The sequence below is a fragment of the Kitasatospora sp. cg17-2 genome, assembly GCF_054031055.1.
Genome location: NZ_CM132923.1, coordinates 6,330,415 through 6,347,907, shown reverse-complemented (window position 1 = coordinate 6,347,907; position 17,493 = coordinate 6,330,415). Strand labels below are relative to the sequence as shown.

Here is a 17,493-nt window from a genome sequence, read left to right as displayed (position 1 = left end):
CGGGGACAGGACCCGGGACGGGAACAGGCCCCGGCCCCGGCTCAGGCCTGGTCGAGCGTCTTCCGGGGCACCCCCGCCGCCCGGTAGGCCGCCTCCTCGTCCAGCGTCTCCGCCTCCAGCAGCGCCGCCGCCAGCGCGTCCAGCCGGTCCCGCTGCTCGGTCAGCAGCCGCACCGCCTCCTCGTAGCACTCCGCGACGATCCGCCGCGCCTCCTCGTCCACCGCGTCCAGCGTGGTCGGCGCGGCGGAGAGCCCGTACGCCCCCTGCGGGTCCGACGGCACGGCGGTGAGCCGGCCGACCCGCTCGCTCATGCCCCACCGGCCGGCCATGCCGCGGGCGATATTGGTGACCTGCTCCAGATCGCTCTCCGCCCCGGTGGTGATGACCCCGTAGACCACCTGCTCGGCGGCCATCCCGCCGAGCGCGCCGATGATCCGGCCGCGCAGGTAGGGCTCGGTGTAGGAGTACCGGTCGGTCTCCGGGGTGGACAGGGTGACGCCGAGGGCGCGGCCGCGCGGCACGATGGTGATCTTGCGGACCGGGTCCGCGCCCGGCTGGAGCATGCCGAGCAGGGCGTGGCCGCTCTCGTGGTACGCCGTCCGCTCGCGTTCGGCCTGCGGCATCACCAGCGGCCGGACGGCGCCCAGCTGGACCTTCTCCAGCGCGTCCGAGAGGTCGCGCTCGTTCACCGTGTCCTGGCGGCGCTTGACCGCCAGCAGCGCGGCCTCGTTGACCAGGTTCGCCAGTTCGGCGCCGGTCATGCCGGGGGTCACCTTGGCCAGCCGGTCGAGGTCGGCGCCGCCGGCCAGCGGGACGTGCCGGGAGTGGATCCGCAGGATGGCCGCGCGGCCGTCGCGGTCCGGCGGGCTGACGGTGATCCGCCGGTCGAAGCGGCCCGGGCGCAGCAGGGCCGGGTCGAGCACGTCGGCCCGGTTGGTGGCGGCGATGACGATGACGCCCTCGGAGCCGCTGAAGCCGTCCATCTCGGTGAGGATCTGGTTGAGCGTCTGCTCGCGCTCGTCGTGGCCGCCCATCCCGCCGCCGCTGCCGCGCTGCCGGCCGATGGTGTCGATCTCGTCGATGAAGACGATCGCCGGGGCGACCTTGCGGGCCTCGGCGAAGAGTTCGCGCACCCGGCTGGCGCCGACGCCGACGATCATCTCGATGAACTCGGAGGCGGAGGCCGAGAAGAACGGCACGTCCGCCTCGCCCGCGACGGCCCGGGCCAGCAGCGTCTTGCCGGTGCCGGGCGGACCGCTGAGCAGGACGCCGCGCGGCATCTTGGCGCCGAGCCGGCGGTACTGCTGCGGGTTCTTCAGGAAGTCGACCACCTCGCTGAGTTCGGCCTCGACCTCGTCGATGCCCGCCACGTCGGCGAAGGTGGTGCGTCGGCCGGCCTCGGCGGTGACCGGCTTGGGCGGGGCCTTGCGGCCGAGCGCGCCGCCGCCGAGGCCGCCGGCCATCCGCCGGGCGAGCAGCACCCAGACCAGGATCAGCAGCAGCATCGGGGCCAGCGAGATCAGCAGGTTGGCGAGGAAGCTGCGCTGCTGGACGACCGGCGACGCGGTGACCTCGACGCCCTGCTGCTGGAGGGTGGTCCAGAGGTTGTCCCCGGCGAAGACCGGCCGCTGGGTGTCGAACTCGGTGTACGTGCCCTTGCCGCCGTCCGGCTTCGGCTCGGCGTTCTTGAGGGTGCCCTCGATCGAGTCGCCCTTGGAGTAGATCTTGGTGACGTTGCCCTTGTTCAGCTGGTTGTTGAACTCGGTGTAGGAGATCGTGGTGGCGCCACCGGGGCCGAAGAAGGACAGCAGCAGGTCGCTGATCAGGAACACCACCAGCGCGGTCAGGACGAGGCCCATCCAGCCGCCGGGCATTCTGCGGCGCGGCGGCGGGGGCGGGGCCCCTTCCGAACGCCATGGCTGGTCGGGGGTCTGGCGCGGCGGCACGGGATCAGTCACCTGTCGGACAATACGGACATCTGCTCGGCGCCTCCAACCGCAACGCCGCTCCCCGCCCGCTCCCCCGCCCGGCACGCCCCCGGCCCCAGTCCTGGTCCTGGTCCCGGCCCCGGCCCCGGCCCCGGTCCTGTCCCCGGCCCCAGTCCTGGCCCCGGCCCTGGCCCCGTGACGCCGTCAGCCCCGCTCGTCCGCCGCGGCCGACCCTGGCCACTCCTCCGAGGTCAGCGCGAACCGCTCGTGGTCCCGCCAGGCCCCCTGGAGGAACAGCATCCGCGGCGTGAACCCCTCGTGCCGGAAGCCCAGCCGCTTGGCGAGCGCGATCGACCGCCCGTTGTCCGGCTGGACGTTGATCTCCAGCCGGTGCAGCCCGAGACCGCCCTCCGGGTGCCCGGCGAAGCAGGTGTCCAGCACCAGCCGCAGGCCTTCGGTCATCCGCCCGGTGCCGGCGAACGGCAGGAACGAGTCGTAGCCGAGCGAGCCGTTGCAGAAGCGGCCCATCACGATGTTGGCCACATTGACCTTGCCGACCAGTCCGCCGGTCTCCAGGTCGACGATCAGGAAGGTCCGCAGGCCCGGCCCCTGGCGCTCCAGCAGGTCCGGCAGCGCGTCCGGCTCGACCGGGTTCCACCGGCCGATGTGCTCGGCGGACCGCCGGACCGCCTCGGCGTACGCCACCTCGTCCCCGGCCCGCGGGGCCCTGATCGTTACTCGCATCGGACCATCATCTCGGATGACCATCGGGCAGGCGAACGGCCCACCACCCCGGGAGGACCGGGGCGGCGGGCCGTTCGTCCCGGGACCCGCGGGCAGCGGGGCCGGGTCAGGACCGGGTCAGGACTACAGCAGGTCCTTGAACTCCTTGGGCAGCTCGAAGTCGGCCGGGCCCTTGCCCGCGCCGAGGCCGAACGCGCCGCCCTGGGCGGGCGACTGGTCGGCACCGGGGCCGAGCGCGCGGCGCTCGGCGGCCGCGGCCTCCTCCTGCGCCCGCTTCAGCGGGTTGCCGCTCTTGCGCTTGCCCTTGGCGGCCGGGGCCTTCTTGGTGCTCTTCTTGCCGCCGCCACCCATGCCCGGGATGCCCGGCATACCGGGCATGCCCTTGCCGGAGGCCATCGCCGACATCATCTTGCGGGCGTCGAAGAACCGCTCGACCAGGTTCTTCACCTCGCCGACCTGGACGCCCGAACCCTTGGCGATGCGGGCCCGGCGCGAGCCGTTGATCAGCTCCGGCTCGGCCCGCTCGGCCGGGGTCATCGACTTGATGATGGCGCCGACGCGGTTGACGTCCTTGTCGTCGATGTTGTTGATCTGGTCGCGGATCTGACCCATCCCGGGCAGCATGCCCAGCAGCTTGGAGATCGAGCCCATCTTCTGGACCTGCTCCAGCTGCGACAGGAAGTCGTCCAGCGTGAAGGCCTTCGGGCCGCCGCGCAGCTTGGCGGCGATCTTCTCGGCCTCGGCCTGCGAGAAGGTCTGCTCGGCCTTCTCGATCAGCGAGAGGACGTCACCCATGCCCAGGATGCGCGAGGCCATCCGGTCCGGGTGGAAGGCGTCGAACTCGTCGACCTTCTCGCCGTTGGAGGCGAACATGATCTGGCGGCCGGTGACGTGCGCCACCGAGAGCGCGGCACCGCCGCGGGCGTCGCCGTCGAGCTTGGAGAGCACCACGCCGGTGAAGTCGACACCGTCGAGGAAGGCCTGCGCGGTGGTGACCGCGTCCTGGCCGATCATGGCGTCGACGACGAACAGGACCTCGTCCGGGTTCACCGCGGCCCGGATGTCGGCGGCCTGCTGCATCAGCTCGGCGTCGATGCCGAGGCGGCCGGCGGTGTCGACGATGACGACGTCGTACTGCTTCTGCTTGGCGTACTCGATCGAGTCCCGGGCCACCTGGACCGGGTCGCCGACGCCGTTGCCCGGCTGCGGCCCGTAGAACGCGACGTCCGCGCGCTCGGCGACGACCTGCAGCTGGTTGACGGCGTTGGGACGCTGGAGGTCGCAGGCGACCAGCAGCGGGGTGTGCTTCTGCTTCTTCAGCCAGTGGCCGAGCTTGCCCGCGAGGGTGGTCTTACCGGCACCCTGGAGGCCCGCGAGCATGATCACCGTCGGGCCGCTCTTGGCGAACCGCACCCGGCGGGTCTCGCCGCCGAGAATGGCGACGAGCTCCTCGTTGACGATCTTGATGATCTGCTGCGCCGGGTTGAGCGCGCCGGAGACCTCGGAGCCGAGCGCGCGCTCCTTCACCCGCTTGATGAAGGCCCGGACGACCGGCAGCGCGACATCCGCCTCCAGCAGCGCGATGCGGATCTCGCGGGTGGTGGCGTCGATGTCCGCCTCGCTCAGGCGGCCCTTGCCCCGGAGGTTCTTGAACGTCGCTGCGAGGCGATCGGAAAGGGTGTCGAACACGTCGTCGCGGGTCCTCTACGGCATCGGTCTGAGTACGGTCGTCGCCCCCAAGGGTATCCGGCCGGTCCACGGACGGTCTCCACCCGGGTTCGGGGGAACTCCGGCGGCCTCCGGAGGGGCCGCTCAGCCCAGGGCCGCGCGCACCGCCGCCGCCACCTCCCCGGCCCGCCGGGCGGACAGCGGACGACCCTCCGCGTCGGTCAGGTAGAAGGCGTCGACGACGTCCGCGCCCAGGGTGGAGACGTGCGCCGTCCGCACCCGCACCCCCGCGCCGTCCAGGGCCCGGCCGACCCGGTGCAGCAGCCCGGGGGCGTCGTGGGCGCGCACCTCCAGCACCGTCGCGTTCGCCGAGGCGACCGGGGGCGCCACCGCGACCACCGGCGGCGGGGTCGGGATCCCCCGCCGGCGCGGGGCCGCCGCGTCCCGCTCGGCCAGCCGGCGCGCGACGTCCAGCGAGCCGTCCAGGGCCCGGCGCAGGTCGGCCCGCAGCCGCGCCGCCTCCGGCAGCTCGCCGAACTCCGCCGCCACCGTCCAGGACAGCAGCAGCACCGGCCCCGCGCCGATCGGGTCCAGCTCCCGCAGCCCCGCCGAGCGGACCGCCAGCCGGTGCAGGGCCAGCACCCCGGCGACGGTGCCGAGCAGCCCCGGCCGGTCCGGGACGGCCAGCAGCAGCCGCACGCCCATCGGCTCGGTGCCGGCCGTCTCCGCCCCGGTCTGGGCCAGCAGCGAGAGCGCCGGTCCGCCGGTCCTGGCCGCCTCCACCGCGAGCCGCTCCTGCTCGGCGGTCGGCGCGGCGGCCGGCTCCGGGCCCGCGGCGGCGTCCCCGGCCAGCCGGGCGGCGGCCCGCGCGGCCAGGCCGTCCACCAGCGAGGCCCGCCAGCCGCTCCACGCCGCCGGGCCGGTGGCCAGCGCGTCCGCCTCGGTCAGCGCCCGCAGCAGCTCCAGCCGGGGCAGCGTGGTGACCACCTTGGTGACCGCCTCGACGGTGGCCGGGTCGTCCGGGTCGCGCCGGGTCGCGGTGTCCACCAGGGTCAGATGGTGGCGGACCAGCACGGCGAGGGTCTCCACCGACTCCGGGTCGAAGCCCATCCGGACGGCCACGTCGCGGACGATCACCTCGCCCGCCTCGCTGTGGTCGCCGGGCCAGCCCTTGCCGAGGTCGTGCAGCAGCGCGGCGACCAGCAGCAGGTCCGGCCGGGCCACCCGGCGGGTCATCGCGGCGGCCCGCACCGCGGTCTCCACCAGGTGCCGGTCCACCGTCCAGCGGTGCACCGCGTTGCGCTGCGGCCGGCAGCGGACCCGCTCCCAGTCCGGCAGCAGCCGGGTGATCAGCCCCTCCGCCTCCAGCGCCTCCCAGACCGGCAGACAGGCCTCGCCCGCGCCGAGCAGGGTGACCAGCTGCTCGCGCGCCTCGTCCGGCCAGGGCACCGGCAGCGGACGGCACTCGGCGGCCAGCCGGCGCACCGTCGCGTGGGAGACGGTGAGCCCGTTCTGGGCGGCCGCCGCCGCGGCGCGCAGCGGCAGCACCGGGTCCGAGACCGGGCGGGCGCCCTGGGCGAGCACCGCCTCGCCGTCCTGCTCGACGACACCCTCGGCGAGCGGCCGACGCTCCACCGCGCCCCGGGCCACCGCGCCCGCGCCGCGCCGGGCCGCGCCGGAGGCGCCGCCGAACGGACCGGCGAACGGGAACCCGCGCCGGAGCGGGCGGCGGCCCCGGCCCGAGCGGGCGGCCAGCACCCGGTCCACCGCCCGCCAGGTGACGTCCGAGGCGTAGGCGACCGTCCTGGCCGCCTCGTAGACCTGCCGCAGCAGGGTGTCCGCGTCCAGCACACCGAGCCGCTCGGCGACCTGGTCCTGGTCCTGCAGGGCGAGCCGCTCGGTGGCCCGGCCGGTGACCAGGTGCAGCGCGTCGCGGACGTCGGCCAGCCGGAGCGCGGCCGCGTCCAGGCCCTCCCGGGGCGCGTCGGCCAGCCAGCTCGCGGCGATCGCGTCCAGCGCGACCACGTCCCGCAGACCGCCCTTGGCCTCCTTGAGGTCGGGCTCCAGCAGGAAGGACAGCTCGCCGTGCCGCTCGGCCCGCTCCCGGCCCAGCTCCCGCAGCTCCGGCAGCCGCCCCGCCGCGCCCGCCCGCCAGTCGGCGAGCACGGTGGAGCGCAGCGCGGCGGTGAGCGCCGGGTCGCCCGCCACGTGCCGGGCGTCCAGCAGGCCGAGCTGCGCCTTGAGGTCGGCGGCCGCCACCGCCCTGGCCTCGGCCGGGGTGCGGACGGCGTGGTCCAGGGCGGCGCCGGAGTCCCAGACCGGGTACCAGAGCCGCTCGGGCAGGGCCGGGTCCAGCCGGCCCTCGTGCAGCAGCAGCACGTCGAGGTCGCTGCGCGGGGAGAGCTCGCCGCGTCCGTAGCCGCCGACCGCGACCACGGCGGTCCCGGCGGGGGCGCCGGCCGAGGCGAACAGGGCGGCCAGCCAGTCGTCGGTGCGCGCGGACAGTTCGGCGCGCCGGTCGCGGCCGCCGGGCCCGGGGGCGGTGAGCAGCCGGGCCCGGGCGGCGGCGGGGTCGGCCGGTCCGGCCGGGCCCGGGTGGGAGTCGTCGGTGTGGGAGGCCATGTGAAGTCCCCGTCCGTGGTCGTGCGGGTCGTGCGGATCGGTCGTTCCGGCGCCGGAACGCCGTCGGCGGACCTGCGACCGTGGGGGGTCGCAGGCCCGCGGGAGGGGCTGCTGAGCGGTGCGCCGGCGGTCCTAGAGGGCGTCGGGGCCGCGTTCTCCGGTACGGACCCGGACGGCGGTGTCGACCGGGACGGTCCACACCTTGCCGTCGCCGATCTTCCCGGTCCTGGCCGCCTCGACCAGGACGTCGATCAGCTGCTCGGCGTCCTCGTCCTCGACCAGGACCTCGACTCTGACCTTGGGCACCAGGTCCACGGTGTACTCCGCACCCCGGTAGACCTCGGTGTGACCGCGCTGGCGGCCGTAGCCGCTCGCCTCGGAGACGGTCAGACCGTGCACCCCGAAGGACTGCAGGGCGGCCTTCACCTCGTCCAGGCGGTGGGGCTTGATGACGGCGGTGATGAGCTTCATCGGGCGTCCACCTCGGTCTTCTCGGTGCTCTTCGCCGCGGCGGCGACGGTTGCGGCGGCGGGTACGGCGGTCGCGGGTGTCGGCGCCGCGGCGACCGAGGACCGGCCCAGGCCCGAGCCGAGGGCGCTGAAGTCGTACGCGGACTCGGCGTGCTCCGCCTGGTCGATACCGGCCACCTCGACCTCCTCGGCGACCCGGAACCCGATCGTCCTGTCGATCGCCTTGGCCAGCAGCCAGGAGAGCACGAAGGAGTAGACGGCGACGACCGCCACGCCCATCGCCTGCTTGCCCAGCTGCTCGAACCCGCCGCCGTAGAAGAGCCCCTTGGCGGTCTGGCCGACCGTCCCGGTGGCGAACAGGCCGACCAGCAGCGAGCCGATCGCCCCGCCGACCGCGTGCACGCCGACCACGTCGAGCGAGTCGTCGAAGCCGAAGCGGTACTTGAGGCTGATCGCTGCCGCGCAGACGGCGCCGGCGACCAGGCCGATCGCCACCGCGCCGAGCGGGGAGACCGAGCCGCAGGCCGGGGTGATGGCCACCAGGCCGGCCACCGCGCCGGAGGCGGCGCCCAGGGTGGTGAAGGCGCCGTGCCGCAGCTTCTCGTAGATCAGCCAGCCGATCAGCGCGGCACCGGTGGCGACCTGGGTGTTGATCAGGGCCATCGCCGCGACGCCGTTGGCGGCCAGCGCCGAGCCGGCGTTGAAGCCGAACCAGCCGAACCACAGCAGCCCGGAGCCGAGCATCACCAGCGGCAGCGAGTGCGGGCGCATCGGGTCCTTGCGGAAGCCGATCCGTCGGCCGAGCACCAGGCAGAGCGCCAGGCCCGCGACACCGGCGTTGATGTGGACGGCCGTCCCGCCGGCGAAGTCGATCACGCCGTTGCGGTCGCCGAGCCAGCCGCCGTTGCCGCCGTCGAAGAAGAACACCCAGTGCGCGACCGGGAAGTAGACCACGGTGACCCAGAGCGCCACGAACAGGCCCCAGGCGGTGAACTTCGCGCGGTCCGCGATCGCCCCGCTGATCAGGGCCGGGGTGATGATGGCGAACATCAGCTGGAAGGCGGAGAAGGCCGTCACCGGGATCGTCCCGGCGAGGTCGTCGAGGCCGATTCCCTGCATCCCCAGGAAGTCGAGGTTCCCGATCAGACCGGCGCCCGCGTCGGGCCCGAAGCTGAGCGAGTAGCCGTAGAGGACCCACAGCACGCTGACGATGCCCAGCGAGAGGAAGCTCATCGCCAGCATGTTCAGTGTGCTCTTGGCCCGGACCATCCCCCCGTAGAAGAAGGCCAGCCCCGGGGTCATCACCATGACCAGGGCCGCACTGACGAGTACGAAGGCGGTGTCACCCGCGCTGAAGCCGTCCGGCATCGGCGTACCTCCTGACTGGAGCCGATCCGCACCCGGGTTCCTGTCCCGTGCACCGGGGCGTCGGCGATGAGGAGGAGCGTGCCGAAGGCCGGTTTCGGCCGATGCCGCTGGTTGTTTCACCGCCGTGACGAGGGCGACAGCGGGGTTACACCCGCGTGAACCCCGGCCGTGTCGCGCGGCCGGAGGGGTTACCGTACGGCCGCCCCGTACGGGGTGTGCCCGGGACAGCACGGAACGGGACCGTACGGAACGGCACAGCACGGGCGCGGAACGGCGCCGAACGGCACCGACCGCGCCGTCGGCGGACGGCGCGGTCGGCGGGTCGGGGCCCGAGGTCGGAGTCGGGGTCGCGATCGGGGTTCGGGTCGTGCTCGGGTCGGACCGGACTCAGACCACCGAGACGTACTCGGGGATGTCCTGCACCACCCGCTCCTTGAGCCGGCTCACCGCGTCCACGCCCCGGTAGCGGGACGAGGCGGCCTCGGTGGTCTTGCGCACCCGGGAGTTGAGCCGCTCGGAGCGGACCTTGGTGGCGATGTCCACGGCCTGCTCGGCGAAGACCGCCGCCTGCTCCGGCTCGTTCTGGAGCAGGTGCACGCTGGCCATGCCGACCAGGTTGAAGGCGTAGGAGCGGACGTGGTCGCCGTCCTGGCGGAACAGGTCGACCGCGCGCTCCATCACCGGCGCGGACATCGAGGCGTAGAGCGCGCCGTTGTCGGAGTGGTACGCGAGGTCGCGGAAGGAGTGGGCGTTCTCGGCGTTCAGCTCGGCCGGCGAGAAGAACTTCAGCCAGTCCGGGTCGGCGTCGCCCTCACGGATGTCGGTGAAGGTGTCCTCGGCCAGCCGGACCGCCCGGGCGCACCGGTTCACCTCGCCGATGGTGGCGTACGCGCGCGCCTCCATCGCGTACAGCAGGGACTGCTGGCGCGGGGTGGCGGTGTCGCGGCTGCCGTACTGGGCGAGGTGGATCAGCTCCAGCGCGTCCTCGCCGCGGTTGAGGTGGATCATCTGCCGGCTCATGTCGGTGAGGATCAGGGCGCCGAACGGGCGGTCCCCGGCCTCCTTGGCGGCGTGCAGCGCCAGCACGTAGTACTTCTGCGCGCTCGGGTGCATGCCGACGTCGTAGGACATCCAGCCCGCCAGGTGGGCGAGCTCGGCGGTGAGCCGGAACAGCCGCCGGGTGGTCTGCTCCGGGTAGGTCTCCTGGAGCAGGTCGGTGACCTCGTGCAGCTGGCCGACCACGGCCTTGCGGCGCAGGCCGCCTCCGTTCTGCGCGTCCCACTGCCGGAACATGACCGTGGTCTGCTCCAGCAGTTCCAGCTCGGGCTCGGAGAGCCGGCCGGTGAACGGCTCGCCGCCGTTGGCGGCGGCCAGGATCGGCGTGGGGGCGCCGTTCGGGCCGGGGGCCAGCCAGCGCTGCATCGGCTCGATCAGCGCGGCGCCGGCGGTCAGGGCGAGCGAGGTGCCCAGGAAGCCCCGCCGGTTGAGCATGAGGTCGCTGCGGGAGTAGTCACTGATCAACTGGACGGTCTGCGGGGCGCTCCACGGCAGGTCGACGCCGCCGCCCACGGTGGAGACCGGAACGGCGGCGCGCAGGCCGAGGTCCTCGATCGAGACCACCGAGCCGAACCGCTCGGAGAACAGCTCCGACATGATCTTGGGAATGGGCTCCCGCGGCTGCTCGCCGTCCAGCCAGCGGCGCACCCGCGAGGTGTCGGTGGAGACGTGGTGGGCACCGATCTGCCTGGCCCGGCGGTTGACCTGGCGGGCCAACTCCCCCTTGGACCAACCGCTGCGGGCGAACCACGTGGTCAGCTTCTCGTTGGGTTGCTTCTCTGCCATGGGTCCCCATCCCGCCCGGCCCCCACGGGGCCCCGATCGTGACCGCCCGACGGTTGCGGGCTCTTGCGGCCGTGCCGTTGACGAAACTGCGGCGCTGCCGCCGCAGACGAACCGTCAGTTCCCCAACTCCCGGCTCCCCAGGGCCCGGAGCGGTCCCCTGACGAGGTCCGTGTGCTGAACGTAACGCCCCGCGTACTGCCCCGGGGAGCGGCCCTGGCGAAACGCCACCTTTCGCCACCCCCAGGAGTGAACCGAAGCGTGTCGACAGACGGTTCACTAGGAAGTCCCGACGGTCCGGCATATGCGGGCCGCCAAGTCCCCACGGATATCCGGCCCTTCGGGCGAACCGCCACCCACCGCAGGGGATTTCGCCACCCGCACCGATCACCGGCCGCCCCGCGCACCAGACGATCCGGCATCCGCACCGTCCGCCACAAGGCGGCGCCCGAGGCACATCACCGCAACTGGCGCACACCGGGCGCTGCGCGCCGTCACCGCACAACGCACCACGCAACGGACAATCAACACAAAGTCACCGTCCCGTAACCATCGGCAACCAGAACCTGTTGGGGGAGGCATGGACAACCTGTTCGGCGAACTTCGACTGGGGAGCCTGCGGCTGGCGCCGCTGGGCGCGCGCCGTCGCACCCGCGTCACCACGAGCCGGGCGGCCGCGGAGTACACCGGCCGGTGGGGCTGGGCCGTCGTCGTCGGCGAGCCGGCCCGCGCCGCCGGCACCCCGGAGCGCTGCCACTGCGGCACCCCGCGCTGCGCCGCCCCCGGTCTGCACCCCGTCCCCGGAGCCGGCCCGGCCGGCGGCCCCGGACCGGACGCCTCGGTACTGTTCCCCACCGGCCGCGCCTTCGACGTCCTGGACGTCCCCGAGCAGGCCGGCCTCCAGGCGCTGGTCCGGCTGGAGCGGATGGGCACCCAGGTCGGGCCGGTGCTCGCCGCGCCCACCGGGCGGCTCCAGTTCCTGGTCGCGGCCGGTACCGCGCGACGGCTGCCCGACCTGCTCTACCGGATGGGCTGGGACGACGCCGCGCTCGACCTCGCCTGCCACGGCGAGGGCAGCTTCGTCGCCGCGCCGCCCACCGTGCTGGCCGGCCTCGGCCCGGTCCGCTGGCTGCGCCGGCCGACCCGGGACAACGCGGGCTGCCCGCCCGAGGCCCGGCTGCTGCTGGGCACCCTCGCCTACGCCTGCCACCGCGGCCGGGAGCGCACCCCCGAACCGGCCTGGATCGCCTGAGGGGTACTGTCGCCCGCGCTCACCGCGCGGCGCAGGCGGCCGGGAACGCCGAAGGGCCCGCCCCTCGCGGGGGGCGGGCCCTTCATCGGTGGACCGGCGGTCCTCAGTCCCCGATCAGCGCGTCCACGAACGCGCCAGGCTCGAACGGCGCCAGGTCGTCGGCGCCCTCGCCCAGACCGATCAGCTTGACCGGCACGCCCAGCTCCCGCTGGACCGCGATCACGATGCCGCCCTTGGCGGTGCCGTCCAGCTTGGTCAGCACGATGCCGGTGATGTCGACCACCTCGGCGAAGACCCGGGCCTGGACCAGCCCGTTCTGACCGGTGGTGGCGTCCAGCACCAGCAGCACCTCGTCCACCGGGCCGTGCTTCTCGACGACCCGCTTGACCTTGCCCAGCTCGTCCATCAGGCCGGTCTTGGTGTGCAGGCGCCCGGCGGTGTCCACCAGCACGGTGTCCACGCCCTCGGCGATGCCCTCCTTGACCGCGTCGAACGCGACCGAGGCCGGGTCGCCGCCCTCGGGGCCGCGCACCGTGCGGGCGCCGACGCGCTCGCCCCAGGTCTGCAGCTGGTCGGCGGCGGCGGCGCGGAAGGTGTCGGCCGCGCCGAGCACCACGCTGCGGCCGTCGGCGACCAGCACCCGGGCCAGCTTGCCGGTGGTGGTGGTCTTGCCGACGCCGTTGACGCCGACCACGAGGACGACCGCGGGGCCCTCCTCGTGCTTGGTGGAACGGACGGTGCGGTCGGCGTCCTTGCCGATCAGCTCGACCAGTTCCTCGCGCAGCAGGGCGCGCAGCTCGTCCGGGGTGCGGGTGCCGAGCACCTTGACCCGGGTGCGCAGCCGCTCGACCAGCTCCTGGGTGGGGGCCACGCCGACGTCGGCGGTCAGCAGGGTGTCCTCGATCTCCTCCCAGGTGTCCTCGTCGAGGTGCTCGCGGGAGAGCAGCGAGAGCAGCCCCTTGCCCAGCGAGTTCTGCGAGCGGGAGAGCCGCGAGCGCAGCCGGACCAGGCGGCCGGCGGTGGGCTCGGGGACCTCGATGGAGGGGGCTTCCTCGACGGCCTCGGGAACGACCTCGGCTTCGGGGAGCTGCACCTCCTCGACGGTGCGGCGCGGTTCCTCGGTGGGCGGCGCGGACTCCTCGCCGACGGCGGGCTCGCGCGGGGTCGGGGGCGCCGTGATGACCGGCGCCTGCGACTTCGGGGGCAGTTGCTGGCGTCGTCTGCCGGAAACGACGAGTCCGGCGATCGCGCCGACGGCGACCACCGCGATGACTACGGCAAGAATCACGTATTCCATAACTCCCCCAGTATCCGTGACGACGGTCCGCGCGGACCGCAGGCGGCGGACCGGATCCGGAACGGATCGGGAACGGACCGCCGCCGGCACCGCCGCCCGGTCACCGCCGGCTCAGGACGGGACCGCCTCCGGAACGGGCACGGGCCCGGTCCGGCGCTCCTTCCGGTCGTCCCGCAGCCGCTGGCTGATCACCTGCGAGATGCCGTCGCCCTTCATGGTCACCCCGTACAGCGCGTCGGCGGACTCCATGGTCAGCTTCTGGTGAGTGATCACGATGAGCTGGGAACTCTCCCGCAGCTCCTCCATGATCCCGATCAGCCGACGCAGGTTGGTCTCGTCCAGCGCCGCCTCGACCTCGTCCATCACGTAGAACGGGCTGGGCCTGGCCTTGAAGATCGAGACCAGCAGCGCCACCGCGGTGAGCGAACGCTCCCCGCCGGAGAGCAGGGAGAGCCGCTTGACCTTCTTGCCGGGCGGGCGGGCCTCCACCTCGACCCCGGTGGTGAGCATGGAGTCCGGGTCGGTCAGCACCAGCCGTCCCTCGCCGCCCGGGAACAACCGGGAGAACACGCCCTCGAACTGCGCGGCGGTGTCGTGGTACGCGGCCGTGAACAGCTGCTCGACCCGCTGGTCGACGTCCTTGACGATGTCGAGCAGGTCGCGCCGCCCGCGCTTGAGGTCGTCCAACTGCTCGCCGAGGAAGCGGTGGCGCTCCTCCAGCGCGGAGAACTCCTCCAGTGCCAGCGGGTTGACCTTGCCCAGCTGCTGGTACGCCCGCTCGGCCGCGCGCAGCCGCTTCTCCTGCTCGGCCCGGTCGTACGGACGGGGCTCGCCCGGCTCCTGCCCCTCCTCCGGGGTGGAGGGCGGGACCGGCCGGTCGGGACCGTAGGAGTCCAGCAGTTCGCCGCCCTCGATGCCGAACTCCTCCAGCGCGCGGCTCTCCAACTGCTCGATCCGCAGCCGCTTCTCCGCCCGCAGCACCTCGTCGCGGTGCCCGGCGTCGACCAACTTGTCCAGCTCGTCCTTGAGTTCGCGGCCGTGCTCGCGGTGCTCCCGCAGCTCCGCCTCGCGTGCCGCCCTGGCCTGCTCGATCGCGGCCCGTTCGGCGTCCGCCCGGGCCAGCGACACCTCCAGACAGGCGAGCAGCTGCCGGGCGCCCTCGGCGACCGCGACGGCCACGGCGGCGTCCCGCTCGGCCCGGCGGCGGCGTTCGGCGGCCCGGGCCCGCGCCTCGCGCTCGGCGCGGGCGGCCCGGTCCAGCTGGTCGGCCCGCCCGGCCAGGGCGCGGACCCGCTCCTCGTGGGTGCGCACCGCGAGCCGGGCCTCCAGTTCGGTCGCCCGGGCCGCGGTGGCGGCCCCGGCCAGCCGCTGCTGCTCGGCGGCGTCCGGCTCGTCCTCCCCGTCGGCGGCGGTCTCCTCGGCCACCGCCAGCCGTTCGGCCAGCTCCTCGGCGGTGGTGAGCAGCCGGTCCAGGCCCTCCTCGGCGCGGCCGGCGGCGGCGGTCAGCCGTTCGGCCTCCCCGGCGGCGGCCCTGGACTGTCCGCCGAGCCGGCCGAGGGTACCCGCCACCTCGGCCCGCTCGCGTTCCAGCTGCCGCCGCCGGACGGCGAGTTGCTCCACGGCGGCGGCCGACTCGCGGCGCCGCTCGGTGAGTTCGGCCAGTCGTTCGGCCGACTCGGCGCAGCGGACGTCGAGTTCGGCGATGCTCCGGGCGGCCTCGTCCACGGCCGCCCGGGTCTCCAGCAGGCTGGGCGCGGCGCCGGAACCACCGTGGGCGAAGGCCGCGCCGAGCCGGTCGCCCTCGGCGGTGACGGCGCTCAGCCCGGGGTGCTCGGCGACCAGTCGGAGCGCCGCGTCGAGCGTGTCCACCACGGCGGTCCCGGCCAGCAGGAGGCCGACGGCGGGCAGCAGTTCGGGCGGTCCGTCGACCAGGTCTGCGGCCCAGCGGGCGCCCGGCGGCAACTCCCCCGCCGGGGAGTCGGGTCGGGGGGCACCGGCGATCAGCAGGGCGGCCCGGCCGGCGTCCTGCTCGCGCAGCAGCCGCAGCGCCTCGGCGGCGGCGCCGGGCGAGTCGACGGCCACCGCGTCGGCGGCGGCGCCGAGCGCGGCCGCGACGGCGGTCTCGTGGCCGGGGGCGATCCTCAGCAGTCCGGCGGCCGACCCGAGCAGTCCGGCGAGCCGGTCCCCGGCGGCGAGCAGCGCGCCGCTGCCGTCCTTGCGGCGCAGGCCGAGGGCGAGGGCGTCGTGCCGGGCGGTCAGCGCGGCCCGCTCGCGCTCGGCGACGGCGGCCGCCTCGCGGGCCGCGGCGAGCTCCCGCTCGACGGCGGCGAGCAGTTCCCCGGCGTCCTCGTGCGCGCTGTCGGCCCGTTCGCCGTCCTCCGCCTCGGCGTCGACCCTGGCCTTCAGTTCCTCGTACTCCTCGCGGGCGGCCCCGGCGCGTTGCAGCGACTCGTCCCGGGCCTCGGCGAGCCGGCCGATCTCGGCCTCGGCGGCGGCGGCCCTGGACCGGGCGGCGGCGGCCTGCCCCTGGAGCCTGGCCAGCCCCTCGCGGCGATCGGCGATGGCCCGGGCGGCGTCCTTGAGCCGGCGTTCCTCGGCGACGAGGGCGCGTTCCAGCTCGGCCTTGGTGTCGACCGCCTCGTCCAGCGCCTCCTGGGCCTGTTCCAGGGCCTCGGCCAGCGCGGCCTCCTCCTCCCTGACCCGTTCGGCCTCGCGCTCCAGCTCCTCCGGGTCGCGGCCGCGCCGCTCCTCGGACTGCCCGTCGGCGGCCGCGTGCCGGGCCTTCGCCCCGGCCAGTCCGACGGTACCGCGGGTGCGTTCGGCGAGGGCGGAGAGCCGGTACCAGGTCTGCCGGGCCGCCTCCAGGCCGGGGCCGAGCTGCTGGACCTGCGCCTCCAGCACGGCCTCGCGCTGGATCGCCCGGCCGAGTTCCTGCTCGACGGTGGAACGGCGCAGCCGCAGGGCCAGTTCGTCGGCGATCTCCGCCTCGACGGCCCGGCGCAGGCCGAGCAGGTCGTCGGCGAGCAGCCGCAGCCGGGCGTCGCGCAGGTCGGCCTGGATCCCGGCGGCCCGGCGGGCGATCCTGGCCTGTCGGCCGAGCGGGCCGAGCTGGCGCCGGAGTTCGGCCACCAGGTCCTGGACCCGGTTGAGGTTGACCTGCATCGCGTCGAGCTTCCGCAGCGCCTTCTCCTTGCGCTTGCGGTGCTTCAGGACGCCCGCCGCCTCCTCGATGAAGGCGCGCCGGCCCATCGGGTCGGCCTGCAGAACGGAGTCGAGCCGGCCCTGCCCGACGATGACGTGCATCTCGCGGCCGATGCCGGAGTCGGAGAGCAGTTCCTGGATGTCCAGCAGCCGGCAGGTGTCGCCGTTGAGCGCGTACTCGCTGCCGCCGTTGCGGAACATCGTCCGGGTGATGGTCACTTCGGCGTACTCGATCGGCAGGGCGCCGTCGGTGTTGTCGATGGTGAGGCTGACCTCGGCCCGGCCGAGCGGGGCGCGCCCGCTGGTGCCGGCGAAGATGACGTCCTCCATCTTGCCGCCGCGCAGCGACTTGGCGCCCTGCTCGCCCATCACCCAGGAGAGCGCGTCGACGACGTTGGACTTGCCGGAGCCGTTCGGCCCGACCACGCAGGTGATGCCGGGCTCGAAGCGCAGGGTGGTGGCGGAGGCGAAGGACTTGAACCCGCGCAGCGTCAGACTCTTCAGGTGCACGCGCCGCTCTCCTCGCCCCTCGATCGCCGGGCCCTGGCCGGGGCCCTGCGGCGACTGTATCCGCCCGCAGGGCCGGGACCTGCGGCGATCGCGGCCGGACACGACGAAGGGACGCCACACGGGGCGTCCCTTGCAAGCTGCGTCCCTTTCGGGGCGGCTCAGTGCACAGCGGCGTCGACCGAGAGATCGGGCGGGACTCAGGTGAGAGCCGGCTCCCGCTGATCCAGGTCGATGCTGTTGAGCAACGAGTGCTCGCCGGCGACAGCGGTGAGTGCGTCGTTCACAGCCTGCATCCTGATGAGCTCGGCTTCGAGATCCTGGACGCGCTGCTGCAGCCGTCGCATCTCGGTGAGCATTCGCGGGTCGGGGCCGCCGACGTACCCGAGAAGCGCCTTTGCCATGATGAATGGTCCTCCACGCTGAGTGACCGAACCGGAACGGTACAGGTCTAGGGGGAAGGGGGACGCACGCGCGGCGTCGCACCGGCAGTGCTGGCTGGGCACTACGGCACAACCACCGTGAGCTGGGCTCACGGGGGCATGCACCTACCGGAATAACGCGGTCGTGTGCGCGGGTTTCCAGCGTCTCACCAAA

General features: G+C 74.2%; 11 protein-coding genes. 1 reads left to right on the top strand and 10 read right to left on the bottom strand.

What is annotated here, in order from left to right; all coding sequences use genetic code 11:
- Positions 1–41: 41 nt before the first annotated feature.
- From ftsH to nsdA, 7 genes are all read right to left on the bottom strand, one after another.
- Positions 42–1,958, bottom strand: a complete 1,917-nt coding sequence (gene ftsH, locus ACW14Y_RS26800; protein ID WP_380386494.1) for an ATP-dependent zinc metalloprotease FtsH — start codon at positions 1,956–1,958, stop codon at positions 42–44.
- A gap of 174 nt (positions 1,959–2,132) precedes the next feature.
- On the bottom strand, positions 2,133–2,672 hold the full coding sequence (locus tag ACW14Y_RS26795) for a GNAT family N-acetyltransferase (RefSeq protein WP_053649738.1): 540 nt from the start codon (positions 2,670–2,672) through the stop codon (positions 2,133–2,135).
- Positions 2,673–2,795: 123 nt separating this feature from the next.
- Complete coding sequence (gene ffh / locus ACW14Y_RS26790; RefSeq protein WP_380304945.1) at positions 2,796–4,361, bottom strand: signal recognition particle protein; 1,566 nt, start codon at positions 4,359–4,361, stop codon at positions 2,796–2,798.
- 123 nt (positions 4,362–4,484) lie between these two features.
- Entirely contained in the window at positions 4,485–6,962 is a 2,478-nt protein-coding gene (locus ACW14Y_RS26785; RefSeq protein ID WP_456983654.1) for a [protein-PII] uridylyltransferase, read from the bottom strand.
- A 132-nt stretch (positions 6,963–7,094) separates the two neighbouring features.
- Positions 7,095–7,433, bottom strand: coding sequence for a P-II family nitrogen regulator (locus tag ACW14Y_RS26780; RefSeq protein WP_380299248.1), 339 nt, complete (start codon positions 7,431–7,433; stop codon positions 7,095–7,097).
- On the bottom strand, positions 7,430–8,800 hold the full coding sequence (locus ACW14Y_RS26775; protein WP_380299250.1) for an ammonium transporter: 1,371 nt from the start codon (positions 8,798–8,800) through the stop codon (positions 7,430–7,432). The genes ACW14Y_RS26780 and ACW14Y_RS26775 overlap by 4 nt, the downstream gene beginning before the upstream one ends.
- Positions 8,801–9,187: 387 nt before the next feature.
- Positions 9,188–10,642, bottom strand: a complete 1,455-nt coding sequence (nsdA, locus tag ACW14Y_RS26770; protein WP_030396728.1) for a transcriptional repressor NsdA — start codon at positions 10,640–10,642, stop codon at positions 9,188–9,190.
- Positions 10,643–11,219: 577 nt separating this feature from the next.
- Between nsdA and ACW14Y_RS26765 the strand changes: the two genes are divergently transcribed.
- Complete coding sequence (locus tag ACW14Y_RS26765) at positions 11,220–11,891, top strand: bifunctional DNA primase/polymerase (RefSeq protein ID WP_380386500.1); 672 nt, start codon at positions 11,220–11,222, stop codon at positions 11,889–11,891.
- Positions 11,892–11,994: 103 nt separating this feature from the next.
- On the opposite strand, the gene ftsY is transcribed toward ACW14Y_RS26765, so the two are convergent.
- The 3 genes from ftsY to ACW14Y_RS26750 form a co-directional block, all read right to left on the bottom strand.
- A complete protein-coding gene (gene ftsY / locus ACW14Y_RS26760) occupies positions 11,995–13,188 on the bottom strand; it encodes a signal recognition particle-docking protein FtsY (protein ID WP_380386503.1) in 1,194 nt (397 codons plus the stop codon).
- Between the two features lie 111 nt (positions 13,189–13,299).
- Positions 13,300–16,899 carry a chromosome segregation protein SMC gene (gene smc / locus ACW14Y_RS26755; RefSeq protein ID WP_456983653.1) on the bottom strand — a complete coding sequence of 1,200 codons (3,600 nt, stop codon included), beginning with the start codon at positions 16,897–16,899 and terminating at the stop codon, positions 13,300–13,302.
- Positions 16,900–17,096: 197 nt separating this feature from the next.
- On the bottom strand, positions 17,097–17,300 hold the full coding sequence (locus tag ACW14Y_RS26750) for a hypothetical protein (RefSeq protein ID WP_266271624.1): 204 nt from the start codon (positions 17,298–17,300) through the stop codon (positions 17,097–17,099).
- Between the last annotated feature and the right edge of the window lie 193 nt (positions 17,301–17,493).